Source organism: Bartonella sp. ML70XJBT.G (assembly GCF_028618575.1).
In the GTDB taxonomy this organism is placed as follows: domain Bacteria; phylum Pseudomonadota; class Alphaproteobacteria; order Rhizobiales; family Rhizobiaceae; genus Bartonella.
Genome location: NZ_JAQITA010000010.1, coordinates 65,451 through 87,582, shown reverse-complemented (window position 1 = coordinate 87,582; position 22,132 = coordinate 65,451). Strand labels below are relative to the sequence as shown.

The window sequence follows — 22,132 nt, the reverse complement described above, 5'->3', positions numbered from 1 at the left end:
CTAAAGAGTCAATATCATTTTTTTAAAAAAATGCGAAAAGAATGCTTTTTATAATCCCATTATAATACTAACCTGAAATAACAACACACTCAAAACTCGATACAAAATAAAATACACACAAACTGAGTGCACATTGCTACGATACACCATTGCACAAAGATCTCACACACTCTATGCTTTTCATCAGAGCAATAGGAAGGTATTAATGTCATCTAAACTTACGCGTAACCAAACATTGGTTCTAAACACTTTAAAGAATGCAAAAGGGCCTTTAAGTGCTTATGCGATTCTTAATCATTTACGCGATGAAGGATTTCGTGCACCACTCCAAGTTTACCGCGCATTAGAAAAACTTGTGCAATTAAAATGTATTCATCGTCTTGAAAGTGTAAATGCTTTTGTAGCCTGTTTACATCCTGAAAATTGCCAGCACGAACTCACCACCTTCATCATTTGCGAAAACTGTGGTAAGGTGAATGAAATACAAAACCAAACGATTGTCTCTGACTTGAAACAAATGGTTCAAGCGGTTGATTTTCAAGCACGGAAGAGTACTTTAGAAATACGAGGCATTTGTAAAAAATGCGCGATAAAATAATCTCTGGATACTTGCAACTTTCTATATTTAGCATTATGCTTCTGAAATTATTCCATTGCTTGAAAAGCTTTTATCATCCTTGCAGATACATCACCTCCCTTGACAGTGATATGCTTGTTTCACTCATTGAAACATAAAATTGAAAGTGTAGAATTATGTCCATATCTGAGACGATTGCTTCAACCAGATATTTAAAAAAAACAAAGACGAAAATAATCCGTATTCTTCTTATCGTCCTTGCTCTTTGTTTGCTGTGGTTTAGCTATAAATGGATAACACAATGGCGTTATATGCTCACCACTGATGATGCTTATGTACAAGGAGACATAGCAGCTATCGCACCTAAATTAAATGGATATATAGAAAAAATTGCTATTAAAGCCAACCAAACTGTAAAAAAAGATGATATCTTATTCCGCTTAGACAATGGTGATTACAAAATCGCCTTAGAACAGACAGAAGCCCGCCTTAACACGCAACAAAAAACACTTCTGCGTATTGATGCACAAATTACAGCTGCTCACAGTGCGCTAGATGATGCACAAGCACAAAAAGCTGCCGCTTCCGCTATAGCAACCAATGCACAACTCACCTTAAAACGCATGACGGAGCTTAAAGCCAGTCGTTATGCTCCTCAAGCAGACGTTGATGATGCCAAATCAGCTTATGAACAAGCCATTGCGAATGTTAATCGTGCGAATGCACAAATAGCTGCAGCGCGCGCAAATATTCAAGTGTTAGAAGCACAACGAATTGAAACAGAAAGCCAAACAAAAAGTTTAGAACTCACGCGTGAAAAAGCACAACGTGATCTTGATTCAACCATTATACGGGCTCCATTTGATGGGATTATTGGCAATTTGTCCGCGAAAACGGGAGATTTTGTTGCAAATGGCCAACGTCTTGCAGCATTAGTCCCAACACAACAGCTTTATATTGACGCAAACTATAAAGAAACACAGTTGCAAAATATTCATGTTGGACAAACAGCTTATATTACTGTTGATGCTTTCAAAAAAGATGCTTTTACAGGAACTGTTCTCTCTATTGCACCGGCAACAGGAGCTGTTTTTTCCCTTCTCCCTCCACAAAATGCCACAGGCAACTTCACCAAAATCGTTCAACGTATTCCTATACGGATCTCTATTCCAGAAGAAGTTTTAAAAACTGGACATATTAGAGCGGGCATGAGTGTCTCTGTGGAAATTGATACACGGACAAAACCACAAGATGAAAATCTCTTATAAAAAGCAAATGATCTTACTATGACATCTCCCCCATCAGAGGCAAAACATTCTCAAGAGCGCACCGAAATCCGCACAATCGTGGTTTTTATTGCGATGGCCTTTGGTATGTTTATGGCTATCTTGGATATTCAAATCGTTTCCTCCTCTTTAGCTGAAATTCAAGCGGGTCTTGCAGCAAGTTCTGAAGAGATTTCATGGATTCAAACCTCTTATCTCATCGCTGAAGTCATCATGTTGCCCCTTTCTGGATTCTTAGGAAGATTGCTTTCAACACGCGTTTTCTTTACCATATCGGCTGTTGGATTTACGATTACCTCTATTCTTTGTGCAACAGCAACATCTATTGAAGAGATGATTGTCTACCGTGCACTCCAAGGTTTTATTGGTGGAGGGATTATTCCTAGCGTTTTTGTTGCATCTTATATCCTTTTTCCTCCTTCCAAACGCCCAATTGTCACACCTATTGTTGGACTAGTAGCAACACTAGCGCCAACCATTGGTCCAACAGTAGGAGGCTATCTCTGTCATATCTCCTCATGGCACTGGCTTTTTCTCATCAATGTACCCTGCGGCATTATTATCTCAATTCTTGCTTGGAAATTGATTGATTTTGATAAAGCAACCCCCTCTTTAATGGCTAAATTTGACTGGTTAGGCCTCATATCGATGGCTGTTTTTCTCGGAGCATTAGAATATATTCTAGAAGAAGGCGCTCGCCATGATTGGTTTAGCGATAAACTGATTCTAAACTTATTCATTATCATGATCTTGTCTGCAGTTTTCTTCTTCTGGCGTGCTTTGACTGCGAAAGAACCGATCGTTGATCTTACGGCTTTTGCCAATTTTAATTTTTCAACCGCAGCCATTTTTTCTTTTATGCTTGGCATAGGTCTTTATGGACTCACATATCTTTATCCCGTCTATTTGAGCCAAATTCGCCATTACGATGCGCTTATGATCGGAGAAACATTATTCCTTTCAGGATTTGTCATGTTATTAACCGCGCCTGTTGCTGGATTCCTTTCAGCACACATTGATGAACGTTTGATGATGGCAATAGGACTTTTTGGCTTTGCCTTAGGAACTTGGTTGGCAAGCTCCATCACAGACAACTGGGATTTTTGGGAGCTGTTTTGGCCTCAAGTTCTCCGTGGTGCTTCCATTATGTTATGTATGGTCCCTGTGAACAATATTGCCCTTGGAACACTCCCACCAGAACGTATGCAAAATGCCTCTGGACTTTTTAATCTCACACGTAATCTTGGCGGTGCCGTAGGGCTTGCTATTATCAGCACTCTTATGACAAAACGCACAGACCTCCACTATGAACGCATAGCCGAAACTCTCCAACAAGGAAATAGACAGGCAACGGAAATACTTTCAAGCCTCACTGCGTACTTCAAAACGGCAACTTTTGATTCCCATACACTTGCCCTCTTTCAACTTTTTAATATGGCGCGCATACAAGCAACGGTTATGGCTTTTAGCGACATTTTCTTGATCATGGCTATCATCTTTATCGTCTTAACATTCATGACGTTTTTTCTCAAAAAAACACCACCACTCACCGATACCCCCTCAGGTCACTGAGTTTTATCCATGAAAATTATGGAGTGTTTTTGTACCCCTCATCAATTGCTTCTCTCACTTTCCTATAACGTTATCTCCTCTAAAGAGATGATATAGTATTAGATACTGAATGCTTATTCCTCATCAAACTCTTATTAAATGCGAGAATATGTGCATACTTTTAAGAATGAACTTTTTAGAAAGGATGGTACAGTTTGAGATTTAAAAAACAAAGCCTTTACCTTATCTAAAACGCTTATAATTTCTCTTGCGTATAGATAAAGGAGATAAAAAATATTTGCCTCTTTATGATAGAGGATGTTGTAATACTATCCTTAATCTTTAAAAAATACTGTTCTTAAATGCATAAATTGATTGTTTTACTCAACTCTAAAGAAACTTTCCTTATAATTGCCCTCCCAAGAACTTCTCTCACGCTCTTCATTCTGCTTCAATAAGAGATCGCCTTGTACACAAACTCTTAAACTTGTTTTCTTTAAACATAACGGTAAAATTGACGAATATCATCGTGCAACACTTCCTCCCCTTTCCTATCACAATGATAAGCAAAACTGTTAAACACAACAGAGCAATATTGTTGTCTTATCAGAACACACACACCCATAGATTTGATTCAATCCATGAAAAGCGCATATTTGCACGGTATAATATAGTCGAATCGACCTTCGCAAAGGACCTTCTGAAAACTAACCTCTCCTCTTGAGAATTATCATTTTGAACTCACAACCCCTCACAATCAAACTAACTATTTTAGTTATAATGACATCTATAATTTCAAAAGAAACTGGTCTCTTGAACACGACAATTTACGAAACATACACCCCTTTCAAAACAAGATTTTAAAACCATTTCTCCTGTTCTTAAGCCTCTCTTTTAACCTGCAATGAAAAACTTTGGGGACATGAAGCAACGAAAAAATTCTATAAAAAGAGCAATAAAATCACATCAACCTTTTCATCAAACGCCCCTTAAAAACAATATAAATACAAAACACCCTCAATGAACACACTGCAATGATCAAACAGAGCAAAATGCACATGCAGGCAAAAACCTGCTGAGCAACAAAACTATCCTAACACTTTGTATTTAAAGACAAAACCTGCCATGCACAAATATGGAGAGTTTCCCTAGATTTTACGGTTAGAAAATAAATCCGTCTTTTAAGCCACTTTATGACGCTGCAAACGACTCAAAACTTCTCGTTCTCCACTAGGAATCAGAGTGCCATGAGATGCGGCAAGATAGTCTGGTATTAATTCCAATGCTTGAAAACGGTGTTTTTCATAAGGACCAGGCATTGCCAAATTTTTTGTGAGCCTGTTTGAAAAACCAAAACGCTGATAAAATGCACTATCACCCACTAATAAAATGGCACCATGACCGAGTTCTCTTGCTGTTTTAATTGCATGTTGCATCAGAACAGATCCTATTCCCATACCAGAATATTCTGCTGAAACAGCCAAAGGTCCTAAAAGCAAAGCATATTGTATAGCATTTTGCTCTTTGTTAAACCGAACATGCCAAAGACGTACACTGCCCACAAGCTCTCCAAGTGCATTTTTAACGACAAAGGAAAGCCCACAGGCAGCCAACCGCCCACGACGCAAAACCTCTGACGACTTACGCTTACGCCCCTTTCCCAAAGCTAAATCAAGTAACTGTTCCCGATAGGGCGCATCAGCCTCTTGCTCACATGCAAGGCTAAAAAGCGCACCATCTTTTGTTTGAAAATGTATCATATCCATATTTGTCACACGCCTCCCCACTATACATCTTGTCATCAATAAAAAAAGACTTAAATCACATAGGATCGCAAAGGCTCAAAACCATTAAAAGCAACCGATGCATAAGTTGCCGTATAAGCACCCGTTCCATGAATCAACAACTCATCGCCCACTGTCAGAGATAAAGGGAGGAGATAAGGCGTTTTTTCATAAAGGACATCTGCCGAATCGCATGTTGGCCCTGCTAAGATGCAAGGCTCCATAGCCTTATCATCATGAGGCGTTTCAATAGGATAGCGAATTGCTTCATCCATAGTCTCAGTCAAACCATTAAATTTTCCCACATCAAGATAAACCCATCGGATATTATCATCGTCTGCTTTTTTGGATATCAGAACAACTTCTGTGCGAATAACACCCGCATTACCAACCATCCCACGTCCTGGTTCAATGATCGTTTCAGGAATACGATTACCAAAATATTTTTTTAACGAATCAAAAACAGCTGTTCCATAAGTTTGTTCGCTAGGAACATCTTTTAAATAACGCGTTGGAAAACCACCGCCCATATTAACCAATTTCAAGGAAATTCCTTCTTGCTCCAAACGCTTAAAAACCGTAGCTGCATCCGATAGAGCACGATCCCACGCCCTAAGATCAGTTTGCTGAGACCCCACATGAAAAGAAACACCATACGCTTGCAAACCCAATTGATGTGCTCGACGCAATACATCAACCGCCATAGCAGGAACACAACCAAACTTACGTGACAAGGGCCACTCAGCGCCTTTTCCATCGGTAAGAACACGGCAAAACACGCGAACTCCTGGAGCAGCGCGCGCAATTTTTTCCACTTCTTCAACACAATCAACGGCGTAAAGGGAAATACCAAGTGCATATGCACGAACAATATCACGCTCTTTTTTGATGGTATTTCCAAAAGAAATACGATCACAGGTTGCCCCCGCTTTTAAAGCCATTTCAATTTCTGCCACAGAAGCCGCATCAAAAGATGAGCCTAAAGAAGTAAGCAAACGCAAAATCTCAGGCGCTGGATTTGCCTTTATCGCGTAGAAAATACGAGACTGCGGAAGAGCTTTTTCAAAATTTAAATAATTTTCACGGACAACATCTAGGTCAACAATTAAGCATGGACCTTCAGAACGATGTGTTGCAAGAAAATCGCGAATACGTTGCGTCGCCATCTATCAATTCTCCTAAGGGAATAAAACCCCTCCTCTATGCTTGGACAGCATAGAGCCGCCAATAGCTAAAAGACAAAACACATACAGCTAATATCAGCACTCTGATTACTTTCATAATCAGAAAGAAACCAATATTGCATACAATGAAAGAACAGCGCAGAAACTGCGTTATCCTATTTTATCTGCCTTTTTGATTGGAGTTGAGAAAACCACTTCCGCACTGAAGGCAATGAGGTGTGCCTCTATAGTTATCCCAGCATTTGGACAGCTGGAAGACACCAGAAAGGCCCGCACCGTCGTTGCTTCAAGATGTCCTCACTCTTTCGGTTGGCCGTAAGAATGACTGGAGCGGTTAGTTCCAGGTACCGTACCGGTTAATCTCACCATTTGAGAACCAGCGGACACCCACAGGCACGTGCGACTTTGGGCAAGGCTCGATATAAGATGAATCGCTCTTTATTTCAATGATTTTTTTTTATTTAAACATTTTTTAATTTTTAAAGAAAATATGATGTAAAAAAACAACAGATTCTGGCAAAAAATAAGTCACTCTATTTCTTTTAATCACTTGTAAGCCTTATAAAAAGCCGCATCATTGTGTCACTTATTTGCAACTTTTGTTAAAAAATCTGTTTGCTTGGAATTCCTTTGTGGAGAATTTGCGCTATGCAATCCATAATGATGACTCTCTTATCTCTAAACATTCCATCATAAGAATGCTTATAATAATGCATTTCTCAACTTCATCATCTGTAATATTGATGAATATCATAAGCCCATCATCATATCTTTACCATCCCCCCATACACTTAACACCTCCATACAAAAGAGCGCTTTCATTGCATATTTTATCGGGAAACGCATCCAGCTCATCCCCTTTTAAACTCTCTTCTCTCAGACACCATCAATAAAGCATTTTTATATTTCAAACAGCCATAGATAAATGAGGAACATTTGAAATCAACCAAATACAAGAAATGAAAGGAAGCTGATTGTAAAAATAAACAATGATTCATCAATAACTGAAACTTTCACTACAAACAAAAGACCGGACAACGCCCAGTCTTCTAACCCTTTTCTTTCTTAACAAAAAAAGTAAAAAATTTAAGCTTTAAACGACAATACCTTTAGGACTCTTGATGAGAATCAAGAGCACGCAATTTTGCTAATCGAAATTGCCGATGACGTTCACGAAAACGCTGCCTATCAGCTTCGCTGCGCGTATCATAACAAGCATCACACGAAACACCTTCTTCATAATGAGGTGACAATTTGCTTTCAGCATTAAGAGGGGAACGACATGCACGACACAGTTCACGCCCACATTCTTCAAGACCATGTTGAACAGAAACACGCTCATCAAAAACAAAGCACTCACCCCACCACAAACTTTCCTCTTTTGGAATTGTTTCCAAATATTTCAGAATTCCGCCTTTTAAATGATAAACCTGTTCATAGCCAAGTTCACGCACGTAAGCCGTTGATTTTTCACAGCGAATCCCACCTGTACAAAACATGGCAATTTTCTTTTTCTTCTTTAAATCAGCTTCATGCTTGCGTACCCATTCAGGAAATTCACGAAATGTTTTAATACGTGGATCAATTGCTCCTTGAAAACTCCCAATCGCATACTCATAATCATTACGCGTATCAATGAGAATTGTCTCTTCATCTTGAATAAGAGCATTCCAATCTTGAGGGTCGACATAAGTTCCAACAACCTTTAACGGATCAACACCTTCAACCCCCATTGTAACAATCTCTTTCTTCAACCGCACTTTCATGCGATGAAAAGGCATTTTTGATGCCCATGAATATTTAATCTCCGGCGTTTGAAACGCTGGTTCAGCTGTAATAAAACCCACTAATGTTTCAATTGCAGCACAAGATCCCGCAACAGTTCCATTAATGCCCTCTTGTGCCAAAAGCAGGGTTCCTTTGATATCATTTGCTTGACATAAATCCTGCAAAGGTTTTTGTAATTGACGATAATGCTTTAATTCTGCAAAACAATAAAGTGCAGCAACTCTAAATTTTTTTTCCATGTTCTTTGCCATAACGCGCGTTTCATTCAATTTCAAGATTTATTCATTCATCCTTTAACATATTGTGCTAAATCAAACTATATGAAACAATACCATCTCTTTAACAGAAAACATCATGTGCCAAAAAACAAACGCTCTTTTATCACTTCTCCAACAACAAACTGTTATACCTATTTTGCAGATTGATGATCTGCACAGTGCCATACCCTTAGCACGTGCCCTTATTAAAGGTGGGCTCAAAACAATTGAAGTCACATTGCGAACTCCCAACGCATGCGATGCAATAAAAGCAATTATACAGGAAGTGCCACAAGCAATTGTTGGCGCAGGAACCATTCTGAGCCCTCAGCATTATGAACAAGCCGAACGGACAGGAGCAAAATTTATTATAAGCCCTGGCTTTTCAAATCAATTAATCGATTGTGCAAATAACAGTGAAATCCCCTTTCTCCCTGGTGTGATGACACCAAGTGAGCTCATACAAGCGCGAGATAAAGGCTATTCATATCTTAAATTTTTTCCTGCCAAAGCAGCAGGAGGCATCACCTTTCTTCAAGCCTTAGCATCCCCCTTTTCTGACATCCGCTTTTGTCCAACAGGCGGCATAACACAAGAAAATACAAGACAATGGCTCCAACTTTCTAACGTCTTCTGCGTTGGCGGTTCTTGGATAGCCCCAAAACAGCTTATAGCAGCAAGGGATTGGAATGCAATAAGCGCATTAGCACATGTAGCAACACAGCTCTCCTCTCCCCAAACAAAAGCACGTTCCACAATATAAGACGCAGATCTATATGATCACTCTTAACAAAGATTTCCCCCTCATACACCCTCGCCCTCATTCTTCCATATCACCACCATAGAAAGACAAAATATCACAACACCTTCATCAAAAGAAATTTGGCAGAAATCTGTCGTTTCCAATGTTGCGAGAACCCTTGGCACCTGAAACGATTCATAAGAGACATTTTACGCCTTTCTTTTATAGTTTTTATTGCTACGCTGATCCCGCTTGTAACCTGCAAGCAAATGATTCTGATTGATCAACATAGAAGAGATAAGAGAATCTCACGATATTCAGGGTTCTCATTCACCATAAACAGCTCTCTATTACCATTATAAATCAATGCATTATAGAAAATGATCCCTCGACAAAACAGTTGTAATGCCCCCCTGCTCGAGAGATTCACGAGTGGTCACAGGATAAAATTTCAACTGTTGTGCATATACCCCAATCAAGAAATCTTCTGGGAAAAAGACGACAAGATCTCTCACACAAATAAATTCATCTCACCAATGTGTTGTTTGAATAAGCATCATTTCTGAAAATGTTTCATAAGTATCAGCATCACGAACAAAACATGTAAAGGAAGCAACACCCACTACCCTTAAAAGCAGATAAAAAGGCTTTTTACAAATAAAAGCAGCAAAGATCCTTAGATCTGTAGAGCTTCATACATAAAATGCAGAGAGCTCTGTTTTCACCCTACAAAAGCCCGCTCCACAACATAGGTAGCAGGTGCATTATTAGCACCTTCAACAAGACCAAAGGATTCACACATCCTTGCACAATCCTTCAACATTGCCATAGAGCCACAAATCATCACACGATCTTCATCAGAAGAAATTTTGGGTAAACTAGTCGTTTCAAAAAAATCACCGCTTTCCATAACAGTTGTAATGCGCCCCATATGCTCAGAAGGTTCGCGGGTGGTCATAGGATAAAATTTCAACTGTTTTGCGTATTCGCCAATCAGTGGATCTTGTTGTAAAGAGGCGACAAGATCCTTTGCATAAGCCAGTTCATCTCGCTGACGGGTTGTTTGAATAAGCACCACTTCTGAAAATTTTTCATAAGTATCAGGATCACGGATGAGACTTGCAAAGGGGGCCACACCCGTCCCCGTTGAGAGAAGATAAAGACGCTTTCCAGGAATAAGAGCATCAAGAACCAATGTTCCAGTCGCTTTCTTACGCATCAGCACTGTATCACCAATTTTAATTTTTTGCAGATGTTCCGTTAATGCCCCCCCTGGAACTTTGATTGAAAAGAACTCAAGCTGCTCATCCCAAAAAGGACTTGCAATCGAATACGCACGATAAACCGGTTTCTCTGCGTTTGGTAAACCAATCATAACAAATTCACCAGAACGAAAACGAAAACTTTCTGGACGATTCAAGCGAAATTTAAACAAACTGTCCGTATAATGATAAACTTCCTGAACAGTAAGCGCAAACACATTTTCAGGAATAGGAAAGTTTGACGTAACGCCGCTAATGTTTGACTGAACATGAGTAGCAGACATTTTCATAAAACTCTTCCCTTAATCTTCATTCAACCAACAATCTTCAAAGTGATATAATACCTGCATCCTCATCTGCCAATATTTTTCTTAAAATACAGACCATAAGATTAACACTTTTATATCAAAATTAGTTGCAAAGAAAAAAATGTACAAAACATGCAACTTGCATGATCCGAAAATACATTATCACTATCAGTGATAAAAAAGAAAATGTAACGCAAGCATTTTTAAAAAATCATTAAACAGTGAATATAACATTCATGCAAATCTGCTCCAATGCGATCACCTTCATGAAAATAAAACAGCAACGTGGCAACATTTAACACAACCATAAGATTTATTTAACACAACCATAAGATTTGCTGTTATTCACCCCTTGATCAAGTAAGGTAGGATAATTCAAAATAAATTCTCAATCACAGAATGACTTACATGAACACTGTTAAATGTATGACATTCCTCATGGTAAACAAAAATGTTAGCAGCCTTTCAGAGAAAATCATTAACGAAATGATCACCCCACTTTTTATAAACCAATATACCCACCATCCCCATTTAAAAAATGAGTTTGCCCAGCAGTAATGAGAACGCACTCCACCATCATTACCCTTTTTCTGGAAAAACATTCATTGATTAAATTCAAAAACAAGCAGACCATGATGCAAAACAGCGACAACCCCACCCGCAACAACGGTACAACTTAGCAAGCGCACTCAAAACAATAAAAAATGAAGAATGTTTTATTCTGTAATTGATAACCCCTTCCCCCCCCTTAATTCATGAAAAACAAAGCTCATTTTATCAAAAGCACGCTCTCTAACACCCATGTTACAAAAACTTTAATTCACTACTACTCGTAAAGTTTTTTCTGATTTCACTATGAAAAACAACACAACACTATGAGTACGTTTTTATTTTGTAATGCTTTAACCAAGGAGAATTCAGTAAAATATAAAAGTCTATCCCTTACCAAACCTCAGTAAATTACGCCGCCATAAAAATATAAAGGAAAAGAATAATAGCATGATTATATTCAAAATAAATCTTTTACCTTAAAAGATTGCTCTGATGAGACATAATCCAGTATGAACTCTTGATGATTTTAACAAGAACAAATAATACGGAGATCCTTTTCATATATCGTAGAAACTATATGAAATAATCAAAGGGAACTTTGTACCTCACTGACTTTAAGAGAATTTTTCAAATGAACAGATACATTGATGACGCAAATGGATTCTTTCCTGCTACAGCTATAGCAATTATTGATGTAAGTGCTATAGTTGAAAATTATAAAACTTTAGCCAAACGTGTCGCCCCCACACAATGTTCAGCAGTTGTAAAAGCCAATGCCTATGGGCTTGGTGCAAATAAAATTGCTCCTGCGCTTTATCAAGCTGGTTGCCGCACTTTTTTTGTTGCCAAAATCGAAGAAGCACTTCAATTAAAAAGGATCTTACCAGAAAATGCCATGATTGCTCTTCTCAATGGACTTCCACACACAGCAGAAGAGTTTATTGCACAATCGGGCATTGTTCCTGTTCTCAATTCTTGGCATGCTATCGAAGACTGGCAAAAACTTTGTCAAAAAAAGCACAAAAGATTTCCTGCAATCATTCAAATCGATACCCAAATGAACCGATTAGGACTTGATAAACAAGAATTACAACAACTCATCAAACACCCTACAATTTTCCAACAAGCAGAAATAAAATATATTCTCAGTCACCTTTCAAATGGAGAAAACGCCTCTTGTTCATCCAATAAAACACAATTAGCCGCTTTTAATGCCATACTTGCAAAGCTACCTGCCTGTAAAGTCTCATTTGCCAACTCTGGAGGCATCTTTCTTGGTCCAGATTTTTATTTTGATCTTGTTCGCCCCGGCATTGCGCTTTACGGTGTTAATCCCCATGGCAAACAGCAAACCACTCTCAAACCCGTTATAAAACTTGAAGCTCAAGTTCTGCAAAGCCGCTTTACCGATATAGGAATGCCTGTTGGTTATGAAGAAAGCTTTATTACCCGCAGACCAAGCACTCTGACAACCATTTCTATCGGCTATGCTGATGGTTGGCCACGCATTCTTTCCAATAAAGGGAGCGTTTATTTCAATGGGTACAAACTGCCTATTGTTGGACGCGTTTCTATGGATTCTATCATAGTTGATGCTACCGATCTTGAAAAAAAACCTCAAAGAGGTGATTGGGTAGAACTCATTGGTCCCCATCAAACTCTTGAAAAAGTGTCCACCGATGCCAATACCATTCCCAATGAAATTCTTACTTCTTTAGGAAACCGCTATAAACGTATTTACATTTAAAGTTCTCTCAAGAAATAAAGTAAAAAATGCCTCCTTTCAGTAAAAAATCCTTCAGCACTTTCAAATCGGATAAAACAGTCAAATATAAGGCTATCCATCAATACGCCCTCCCCAGAATTCTGTTCATCGATATTTCCATCAAAAGATTTAAGTGAATAATGATAATAGAAATCATCAATTTATTTGCAGACGATTATAAGAAAAATGAAATTCCAGAAGAATAATAGAGTCCAGAACAGATGACAAAAAGCCCACACAAAATGTGTGGGCTTTTATCAATATAAACCAATAAATTTAATAGCTATTAGCCAACGGGGGACAAGAACAAATCAGCATTCTATCTCCCGCAACATTATCAATACGAGAAACAGGAGGCCAATATTTACTCGCTGGTTCAAGATAAGCGTTAGGAAAAGCTGCTTCTTGCCGCGAATAAGGTCGTGCCCAAGCATCATCTACCGTATCGACTAATGTGTGTGGTGCATTGACCAATGGATTATCGTCTTTTGGCCAAACACCGCTACCGACTTTTTGGGCTTCTTCAGCAATAGAGAGCAAAGCATCACAAAAACGATCAATCTCTACTTTTGGTTCTGATTCCGTTGGCTCAATCATCAAAGTTCCAGGAACAGGAAAAGACATTGTCGGTGCATGAAATCCGTAATCAATCAAACGTTTTGCGATATCATCAACACTGACCCCATATTGTTCTTTCAAGACGCGTGTATCAACAATACATTCATGAGCAACACGTCCATTTTTACCTCGATAAAGAATAGAATAAGCCTGAGAAAGACGCGCAGCAATATAATTGGCATTTAAAATTGCTGTTTGTGTTGCATATTTCAAGCCATCAGCTCCCATCATTCGAATATACATCCAAGTAATGACAAGAATAGATGCACTTCCATAAGGCGCAGCTGAAACAGCATAGGACGTTCCTTCTTGTTCATGTCCTGGCAAAAATGGTGTAAGATGCTTTGCCACTCCAATCGGTCCCACACCAGGACCACCACCCCCATGGGGAATGGCAAATGTTTTATGAAGGTTCATATGACAAACATCTGCACCAATATCTGCCGGACGCGCAAGCCCAACAAGTGCATTCAAATTAGCACCATCAAAATACACTTGTCCGCCATTTTCATGGATAATGGAGCAAATGTCCTTAATACTTTCCTCATAAACACCGTGAGTTGAAGGATAAGTGATCATGAGAGCTGCCAAACGCTCCTTATGCAATTGTGCTTTCATTTTGAGATCATCAACATCAACATCCCCATCACTCAAGCATTTTACCACAATAACTTCCATGCCCGCCATATGAGCAGAAGCTGGATTGGTACCATGGGCAGATGCCGGAATAAGACAAAGCGTGCGTTGATGTTCTCCCCGCGATTGGTGATAGCGGCGGATTGCTAAAAGACCTGCATATTCCCCTTGAGCGCCAGAATTTGGCTGAAAAGAAACTTGTGCAAAGCCTGTAATTTCACACAACCACGCATTGAGTTGATGAATCATTTCCAAATAACCCACAACATCTTCTTGGGGTGCGAAGGGATGTATATTGGCGATCGTAGACCAACTGACAGGCATCAATTCAGCAGCCGCATTAAGCTTCATGGTACAAGAACCAAGCGGAATCATTGCCCGATCCAATGCCAAGTCTTTATCTGACAAACGACGCAAAAAGCGCATCATATCCGTCTCTGAATGAACCGCATGAAAAAAGGGCTGTGAAAGAAAAGCAGCATCACGCTTCTCTCCCATAAGTCTTGGAGAGTCTTCATCAACTAACCTTGCGCCAAAAAGCTGTGCTAAAGCATGGGCATCCTCGTCTGTTGACAATTCATCAAAATTGATGGCAACCCTATCATCATCGAGAACACGAAGAAGACGCCCATCTGTTTTTGCTTGGCGTGCAATCTCTCGCGCTTTTCCCTTAACAACCACACTAACACAATCAAAAAAATACTTTCCTTCACAAGAAATACCTGCTGCCTCTAAACCGGCAACAAAACGGCATGTTAAACGATGAATACGCCGTGCAATATCCTGTAAACCCTGAGGTCCATGCCAAACAGCATAGGCTGTTGCCATATTTGCTAATAAAGCCTGTGCTGTACAAATATTCGACGTCGCTTTATCGCGCCGGATATGTTGTTCACGTGTTTGCAATGCTAAACGAAAAGCAATACGCCCTTTCGTATCCACAGATTGACCAACAATACGCCCTGGAAGAAGACGTGTGAGCGCCTGACTCACCGCAAGATAACCAGCATGAGGGCCTCCAAATCCCATCGGAACGCCATAACGCTGCATCGAACCGACAACAATATCCGCCCCCCATTTTGCTGGTGCTTCCATAAGAGTGAGTGCCAAAGGATCAGCAACAACAATGACCAGCGCGCCTTTTGCTTTTGCTTCTTTAATCACTTCACTATAATCATGAAAAAAGCCTTTTGTATCAGGCCAAGAAAGAACAATGGCAGCCGTATCAGAACAAATTTCGCCATTTTGACTTATCTGAATGCCTTGTGTTTGTGCACGCGTTTGTGCAACACTCAAGGTCTGAGGATGCAAAAGACTTTGAAGAGAAATTTTTGTTTTTTTCTCACGAGCAAAACGTATAGCTATTGCATTTGCTTCTGCTAAAGCAGTTGCTTCATCAAGCAGTGAAGCAGCCGCAACAGGTAAACCAGTAAGTTCACTGACTAATGTCTGAAAGTAAAACAAAAGCTCTAAACGTCCTTGGCTAATTTCTGCCTGATAGGGAGTATAAGCAGTATACCAAGCTGGATTTTCAAAGAGATTTCGTAAAATAACGGGCGGGACAAATGTTCCATAATACCCCTGCCCTATAAAACTTTTATGAACTTGGTTTTTCTCCATTATTTTGGAGAGTTCTTCTAAGGCTTGGTTCTCACTTGCTGCCTTTGGGAGATTAAGAGGTCGTCCCAAATGGATAGAGTGCGGAACAGCTTGAGAAACCAGTGTTTCAACACTATCAAGCTCTAAAACATCAAGCATTTTTTGTGTTTCATCGGGACGAAGCCCAATATGGCGAGAAAAAAAATGACGTTCTAACATAGCACTCATCCAATGAATGCCTTATAAGCAGCCTCATCCATCAACCCTTCAAGTTGCGTTTCATCCTGCAAGGTCATTTTCCATAACCAACCTTCTTTTTCGGCTTTCTGGTTTACCAATTCAGGATTATCTACCAATGCCTCATTTATTTCGACCACCTCACCATCAAGAGGTGCATAAACATCAGAAGCTGCTTTCACCGATTCCACAACAGCAGCAGCATCACCTTTGACAAGTTGCATGCCTATCTGCGGTAAATCAACAAAAACCAAATCCCCCAACTGTTCTTGGGCATAATGTGTGATACCAACCGTAATCACTTGTCCTTCAACACAAAGCCATTCGTGATCTTCTGTAAAATAAGTTTTAAACATAGAAAATTATCCTTTAAAATAACGTTGTTCAACAAAAGGAAGTGAATGAACAGATAGTGCGATCTTTTTGCCACGCAGCTCTGTAAAGACCTCTGTTCCTTCCACTTTCCAACCAACAGGAACGTAACCCATCGCTACAGGACCATCAAAAGAAGGACCAAAACCACCTGATGTTACTACCCCAATCTGATTCCCCTCATCATCGAGCAACACCGCGCCCGCACGAATAGGTTGACGTGTTTGCGGTTTTAATCCGACACGACAACGAGAAGGACCTCTCTCAAGTGCTTCAAGAAAAGCCTTTGCTCCATAAAATTGTGCCCCTTCTCGAACACTTTTAGGCACAGCCCATGTCAGCGCGGCATCAATGGGTGTGGTATCAGGCGTAATATCATTGCCATGCAAACACAACCCTGCTTCCAACCGAAGACTGTCGCGCGCCGCAAGTCCAACCCACGCAACACGAGAATCTTGGAGAAATTTTTCAGCCACGGCAGCCGCATGCGCTATGGGGAGAGCAATTTCAAAACCATCCTCCCCCGTATAACCAGAACGGGTTATAAACCAATCTTGTTGTGGTTCAAACCCCTGCATAAATAACAGTTCATTACCAGATATCCCCGCATCAGCCATAACAGCGGCTGCTTGAGGACCTTGGAGAGCAAGCAAGACCCTTTCAAGAGCAGTCACCTGACAGTCAAAACCAACAACCCGCTTTTGCAATTCAGCAAAGTCGCCTTCTGCATTTCCAGCATTCGCAACCAACATAAAACGGCATTCTGCCAAACGGGTAATGATAAGATCATCCAAAATGCCAGCTTGCTCATTCAGCAAATAATTATACCGTGAGTGACCAATCTTTAACAGTGCAGCATTAAGAGGAAAAGCATAGGATAAAAATTCCACTGCCTGTGGTCCCTCTACAGCGATCAATTTCATATGAGAAATATCAAAGAGCCCTGCATGTGCACGCGTATGAAGGTGCTCTTTCAAAACACCAAGAGGATAAGTCAAAGGCATGTTCCAGCCTGCAAAAGCGCCAAATTTTGCTCCAGCTTTTTCATGCAATTCATGTAAAGGAAGTCGTTTTAAAGAAAGTGTTTCAAATTCTTGTGATGTACCCATAATATCTCCAAAAGTCGCGCTAACGCCATACAATATGGCTGTCTCTGCACCCCTCTGTCATAAACCTGAGAGACTCGCGAAAAGATCTTTCGCTTACACCTTCGGCGCGGACCTTTCCGACTTTCCAGATCTGTCTTTCTTCTTTTACGGTCCTTTAAAGCCTGAGAGATTATGGGCTATTTTCCCCTTCGGCGGCATACGCAAAAGCTTGCAGTCTGCACTCTCCCGCAAAAGAATGAAAGAAACGATACGCTCTTTCCGACATTTTTAAACCTATAGCCTATCTTTATCATGCTGTCATTAATAAAGTGATGAGAGCGCTCTCATTTTAAACTTGCATAGACTGTTGTAAAAGAATTATAATAGTGAGCCTTTTGAGCATTCTAAAACCCGTAAATGTCCCTGTTTCAGGAATAAAGGAAAAAAATCAAGGGACATAAACAAAAATACAACTTGAGAAAAGGCAAGGTTTTGCCCTCTTAAAAGAAACACCAAGCAATATCCCTCTTGCACAGTACAACCTTAAACCACAGAGTTTCTGTATTTTTTAAAGAGGTAAAAATTTCAAATATTTTATCCAATAATTTAACGCACAAGAGATTTATTTTTCTTTTCTGTAAATTTTTGTCTCTCAATAGCGTCATAAAGTGCGATTATTTACGTACCAAACTTCATCACATAAAGGTTACAAAATACTCATGAAAGCAGGCAATATCCATTATAATTGCGAAAATGATCTCCCAAAGCAAATTGCTCTTTTCCCGCTAGAGGGTGCACTCTTGCTACCAGGTGGTTTTTTATCGCTCAATATTTTTGAACCAGAAGCGCTCGAAATGGTTGAAAATGTTATGCTAACGAATCGTTTAATTGGAATTATCCAACCACTATCATCGGATACAAACCGCTTTTCCACACAACTTTACAAAATAGGCTGTATAGGGCGCATTACAAACTACAATGAAACAGGAAATGGTCAACTTTTCATTATCTTACAAGGTGTTTGCCGCTTTACCTTAGAACAGGAACTCGTGAATACAAAATCTTATCGAACCGCTCTCATTCGCTCAAACATCGAAGACTTACAAGAGCCTGACATTGCAGAAAACATTAATCGAGACAATTTGCTCAATATTGTTGAAAAATATCTCACGATAAATGAAATGGAATATAATTGGAGCAGTATTATACAAGCGCCCACCCCTTTATTAGTCAATGCTTTTTCAGCCCTTATCCCCTTTACACCGGCAGAAAAACAAGCTCTATTAGAGGCTCCAGATATTGACAGTCGCGCCCAAACTTTGCTTGCTTTAACGGAGCGTTCACTCATGAAACAAACAGGGGCAGATTACCATTTAAACTAAATAAATATTGCAATATGAAAAAAATGACTACCGATCCCAAAATGCTTGAATTACTTGTTTGTCCTCTCACAGGAGGAACTCTCTCCTTGAACAGAAACACGCAAGAATTAATCTCACTCAAAGCAAAACTTGCTTATCCCATTCGCGACGGCGTTCCCATTATGCTTGCCTCTGAAGCGCGTCCTCTACAAGACAATGAAAAAGCAACATACGAACAATAACAAATCTTCGCACAGTTTATTTCTGTAAAAGCCTGTTATATCGAAATCTCATCAAAACAGAGAAATGCATTGCAACAATTGCATGTAAATTTTGCAAAAAAATCAACAAGCATCTCCCTTTAATTCTAATTGACGATTTGAGAGAATTATCTTATGAATGAGCCTGTGATATTGGTCGTATACGCAGCGATCAATAGGGCCTGGAAGCCCTAACATCGAACACAGAATAGATCTGCTTTGCGGATATCCCGGAATTTCCGGGGGCTCTTGTTATGTACAAGTGCTCTCAAGCACTAAAAGCAAGAGGCTGATTCGATGTCAGCACTTCCAGCCCCCGGAATACCAATGCGAGGGCGCTCGCATTCAAAGGGGAAGAAAGTGCGCGCAAAAAATCCACATTTTAACGATAACTCCGTAGGCAAAAAATTCGTCTCAGAAGAAGCATCATAGGGCTTTCTCAACAAAAATTAGGCAGTCGCTTAGGTGTTACTTTTCAACAAATTCAAAAATATGAAAAAAGCATAAATCGTGTCGGTGCAGGACGCTTGCAAGAAATTGCCGATATACTGGAAGTACCTGTTTCTTTCTTTTATGCTGATATCGCAACAAAAGAAAAAACTACAAATCCCCATGATGACAGAATATCGAGCAAAGCGGAATCTCTGCTTTTAAAAAATTTCAGAATGCTTACCCGCAAAAAACAAAGAGCAATCTTGCAATTAATTTCTCATGAAGAAAACAGCAGCTTATTTTCATAAATTACACTGAAACTTTCTTAAATAAAAAGCTTTATAACAAGAGAGCTGATTTGAATACCATAAGAAAAAAACAATCACGACAAACAACGCCTGTGCCTTCATAGTATAGCAAATTGATTTATCATGATCATTTATTATCATGCATATTGAATGCTCTCCCGAAGATCGTAAAATACTCTATTATTTTAACTCCTCCCCATTAAATCAGCAAAAACTATCCCCTTGCACGTCACAAGCATAGCTTGTGTGTGAGTAAGAACTGTATAAAAAGTGCCTCTTATAAACACTTTTAAATACAAAAGCTTTCACCCCATTGAGAACTGGTAAAGGAAATAATGCTGCTAGCTTGCTCCTTCACAAGCGCACAGATGGGAGTACATAATGGCTTTATACCATTCATGATAGCCATCGTGAAATGAGCATAAGTGTCTTAAGAAAGATCTCTTTAAAACAAGGGCGTCAATATGCAACACAATGGTATCTGTTCTTCACGACAAACATGCCCCCATGAGAACCTATCTATACAATAAATACTTAAACCAAATGAAATATAAAAAACTCTACCAATACAATGCACGGAGCAATCGTCACAACATTCAACTTCTCAAGAAAACAATGCATATAAAAATGAAGAATTCACGAGATGAGAAGACTGTAAAAAATACTGATACAGCTTAGTATCAGTATTTGATTTTGTAACTCTCAAAATTTCAAAAGAAAAGTAGATTTAAAATAAACCGCTCTGTTGGCTATTGCTTAGAATTGACATAAACAAATTGAAGCTGCGGCAAAAATGAACTTTCTAAAAATAATATTCATTTAAATATTCCTTGACCAAGTTGCCTTCTCCTGAGTATAGCCCAAGGGGAGAAGATCGAGAGAGGAACAGGAGTATAGAAAAATGAGTTTTAAAATTGCAGTTGTTGGCGCAACAGGAAATGTTGGTCGTGAAATGCTCACAATTCTAGAAGAACGTGGTTTTCCTACTCATGAAGTTGTTCCTTTAGCGTCACGGCGTTCATTAGGGCAAGAAGTTTCTTATGGTGATAAAACTTTAAAAGTAAAAGCGCTTGATAGTTACGATTTTTCTGACACGGATCTTTGTCTCATGTCTGCGGGAGGAAGTATTTCCAAAGAATATGCTCCAAAAATCGCTGCTGCGGGCTGTGTCGTCATCGACAATTCATCCACTTGGCGCTATGATGCAAATATCCCGTTGATTGTGCCTGAAGTCAATGCACAAGCCATTGACGCATTTTCCAAGCGCAATATTATTGCTAATCCCAATTGTTCAACAATTCAACTTGTTCTAGCGTTAAAGCCCCTCCATAATGCAGCAACCATCAAACGTGTCGTTGTGTCCACTTATCAATCGGTTTCTGGAGCCGGTAAAGAAGGAATGGATGAACTCTTTGAACAATCCCGAGCTGTTTTTGTTGCCGATCCCATCACAATAAAAAAATTCAGCAAACGCATTGCTTTTAATGTCATTCCCCATATCGATGTTTTCATGGAAGATGGTTATACAAAAGAAGAATGGAAAATGACGGCTGAAACAAAGAAAATTCTTGATCCTAAAATCAAGTTAACAGCCACAGCTGTTCGCGTTCCTGTCTTTATCGGTCATGCTGAAGCCGTTCATGTTGAATTTGAAAAACCTCTAAGTGTCTCTGAAGCACAAACCCTTCTACGCAATGCACCTGGCTGCCAAGTGATTGATAAACGCGAAGATGGTGGCTATATAACGCCCTATGAAAGCACGGGAGAAGATGACACCTTTATTAGCCGTATTCGTGAAGATATCACCGTTGAAAATGGTTTAGCTTTTTGGGTTGTTGCGGACAATTTAAGAAAGGGAGCCGCATTGAATGCTGTTCAAATTGCGGAATTACTGGCATCCCGTAACTTAATAAAACCTAAGTCAGCAAATTAAACAAAAAAGCAGCATAAAGCAAAAGAATGCTTGATGCTGCTCTATTTTTCGTAACTCCTGCCAACCACCGTTATCTACTGACTTCCTTCCCCCACCACAAATGACGAAGCCTCCTCCTCGTGCTAGTTTGTAAATAACCAGCTTTTTGTCTTATAGATTTCACCTGCTGAGCATTTGTATGATTGACTGACAGAAGACTGTAAATCCTTCCCTGAAGGCCTACCATATATTC

Annotated in this window: 16 protein-coding genes, 1 pseudogene and 1 riboswitch; of the genes and pseudogenes, 10 read left to right on the top strand and 7 right to left on the bottom strand. The window is 39.6% G+C overall.

Annotated elements, in window-relative coordinates; genetic code table 11:
• The first annotated feature begins 205 nt into the window (after nt 1-205).
• From PVV64_RS06125 to PVV64_RS06115, 3 genes are all read left to right on the top strand, one after another.
• On the top strand, nt 206-598 hold the full coding sequence (locus PVV64_RS06125) for a Fur family transcriptional regulator (RefSeq protein ID WP_273760241.1): 393 nt from the start codon (nt 206-208) through the stop codon (nt 596-598).
• Between the two features lie 155 nt (nt 599-753).
• Nucleotides 754-1,845 (top strand): HlyD family secretion protein, encoded by a 1,092-nt coding sequence (locus PVV64_RS06120; RefSeq protein ID WP_273760240.1) that lies wholly within the window; start codon nt 754-756, stop codon nt 1,843-1,845.
• Between the two features lie 18 nt (nt 1,846-1,863).
• On the top strand, nt 1,864-3,435 hold the full coding sequence (locus tag PVV64_RS06115) for a DHA2 family efflux MFS transporter permease subunit (RefSeq protein ID WP_273760239.1): 1,572 nt from the start codon (nt 1,864-1,866) through the stop codon (nt 3,433-3,435).
• Nucleotides 3,436-4,595: 1,160 nt separating this feature from the next.
• Here the strand turns inward: PVV64_RS06115 and PVV64_RS06110 are convergent.
• The 3 genes from PVV64_RS06110 to PVV64_RS06100 all read right to left on the bottom strand — a co-directional run bounded on the left by PVV64_RS06110 (nt 4,596) and on the right by PVV64_RS06100 (nt 8,409).
• Entirely contained in the window at nt 4,596-5,180 is a 585-nt protein-coding gene (locus tag PVV64_RS06110) for a GNAT family N-acetyltransferase (RefSeq protein WP_273760238.1), read from the bottom strand.
• Between the two features lie 50 nt (nt 5,181-5,230).
• The gene (locus PVV64_RS06105) at nt 5,231-6,364 is read right to left on the bottom strand and encodes a type III PLP-dependent enzyme (RefSeq protein WP_273760237.1); all 1,134 of its coding nucleotides are present in this window, start codon (nt 6,362-6,364) and stop codon (nt 5,231-5,233) included.
• A 1,127-nt stretch (nt 6,365-7,491) separates the two neighbouring features.
• Nucleotides 7,492-8,409: a rhodanese-related sulfurtransferase gene (locus PVV64_RS06100; RefSeq protein ID WP_273760236.1), complete on the bottom strand. Its 918-nt coding sequence runs from the start codon at nt 8,407-8,409 to the stop codon at nt 7,492-7,494.
• Nucleotides 8,410-8,524: 115 nt separating this feature from the next.
• Between PVV64_RS06100 and eda the strand changes: the two genes are divergently transcribed.
• Nucleotides 8,525-9,190, top strand: coding sequence for a bifunctional 4-hydroxy-2-oxoglutarate aldolase/2-dehydro-3-deoxy-phosphogluconate aldolase (gene eda, locus PVV64_RS06095; RefSeq protein WP_273760235.1), 666 nt, complete (start codon nt 8,525-8,527; stop codon nt 9,188-9,190).
• Nucleotides 9,191-9,890: 700 nt separating this feature from the next.
• On the opposite strand, the gene PVV64_RS06090 is transcribed toward eda, so the two are convergent.
• Nucleotides 9,891-10,721, bottom strand: a complete 831-nt coding sequence (locus PVV64_RS06090) for a ferredoxin--NADP reductase (RefSeq protein WP_273760234.1) — start codon at nt 10,719-10,721, stop codon at nt 9,891-9,893.
• A 1,201-nt stretch (nt 10,722-11,922) separates the two neighbouring features.
• On the opposite strand from PVV64_RS06090, the gene alr reads away from it, so the two are divergent.
• Complete coding sequence (gene alr / locus PVV64_RS06085) at nt 11,923-13,038, top strand: alanine racemase (protein WP_273760233.1); 1,116 nt, start codon at nt 11,923-11,925, stop codon at nt 13,036-13,038.
• A gap of 294 nt (nt 13,039-13,332) precedes the next feature.
• Here alr and gcvP read toward each other — a convergent pair whose 3' ends face one another.
• Genes gcvP through gcvT form a run of 3 tightly spaced genes read right to left on the bottom strand, consistent with a single transcriptional unit; the run spans nt 13,333 to nt 17,627 of the window.
• On the bottom strand, nt 13,333-16,128 hold the full coding sequence (gcvP, locus tag PVV64_RS06080) for an aminomethyl-transferring glycine dehydrogenase (RefSeq protein WP_273760245.1): 2,796 nt from the start codon (nt 16,126-16,128) through the stop codon (nt 13,333-13,335).
• A gap of 5 nt (nt 16,129-16,133) precedes the next feature.
• A complete protein-coding gene (gcvH, locus tag PVV64_RS06075) occupies nt 16,134-16,502 on the bottom strand; it encodes a glycine cleavage system protein GcvH (protein WP_273760232.1) in 369 nt (122 codons plus the stop codon).
• A 6-nt stretch (nt 16,503-16,508) separates the two neighbouring features.
• Complete coding sequence (gene gcvT, locus PVV64_RS06070) at nt 16,509-17,627, bottom strand: glycine cleavage system aminomethyltransferase GcvT (protein WP_273760231.1); 1,119 nt, start codon at nt 17,625-17,627, stop codon at nt 16,509-16,511.
• Nucleotides 17,628-17,764: 137 nt separating this feature from the next.
• Nucleotides 17,765-17,865, bottom strand: a riboswitch (glycine riboswitch).
• Between the two features lie 460 nt (nt 17,866-18,325).
• On the opposite strand from gcvT, the gene PVV64_RS06065 reads away from it, so the two are divergent.
• The 5 genes and pseudogenes from PVV64_RS06065 (at nt 18,326) to PVV64_RS06050 (ending at nt 21,900) form a co-directional block, all read left to right on the top strand.
• A complete protein-coding gene (locus tag PVV64_RS06065) occupies nt 18,326-18,988 on the top strand; it encodes an LON peptidase substrate-binding domain-containing protein (RefSeq protein WP_273760230.1) in 663 nt (220 codons plus the stop codon).
• Between the two features lie 14 nt (nt 18,989-19,002).
• Nucleotides 19,003-19,209 (top strand): Trm112 family protein, encoded by a 207-nt coding sequence (locus PVV64_RS06060; protein WP_273760229.1) that lies wholly within the window; start codon nt 19,003-19,005, stop codon nt 19,207-19,209.
• 425 nt (nt 19,210-19,634) lie between these two features.
• Nucleotides 19,635-19,736 (top strand): annotated as a pseudogene (locus PVV64_RS10450) (helix-turn-helix domain-containing protein); the annotation flags it as partial.
• Nucleotides 19,737-19,754: 18 nt separating this feature from the next.
• On the top strand, nt 19,755-19,967 hold the full coding sequence (locus PVV64_RS06055) for a hypothetical protein (RefSeq protein ID WP_273760228.1): 213 nt from the start codon (nt 19,755-19,757) through the stop codon (nt 19,965-19,967).
• 901 nt (nt 19,968-20,868) lie between these two features.
• Complete coding sequence (locus PVV64_RS06050) at nt 20,869-21,900, top strand: aspartate-semialdehyde dehydrogenase (RefSeq protein WP_273760227.1); 1,032 nt, start codon at nt 20,869-20,871, stop codon at nt 21,898-21,900.
• Nucleotides 21,901-22,132 lie beyond the last annotated feature (232 nt).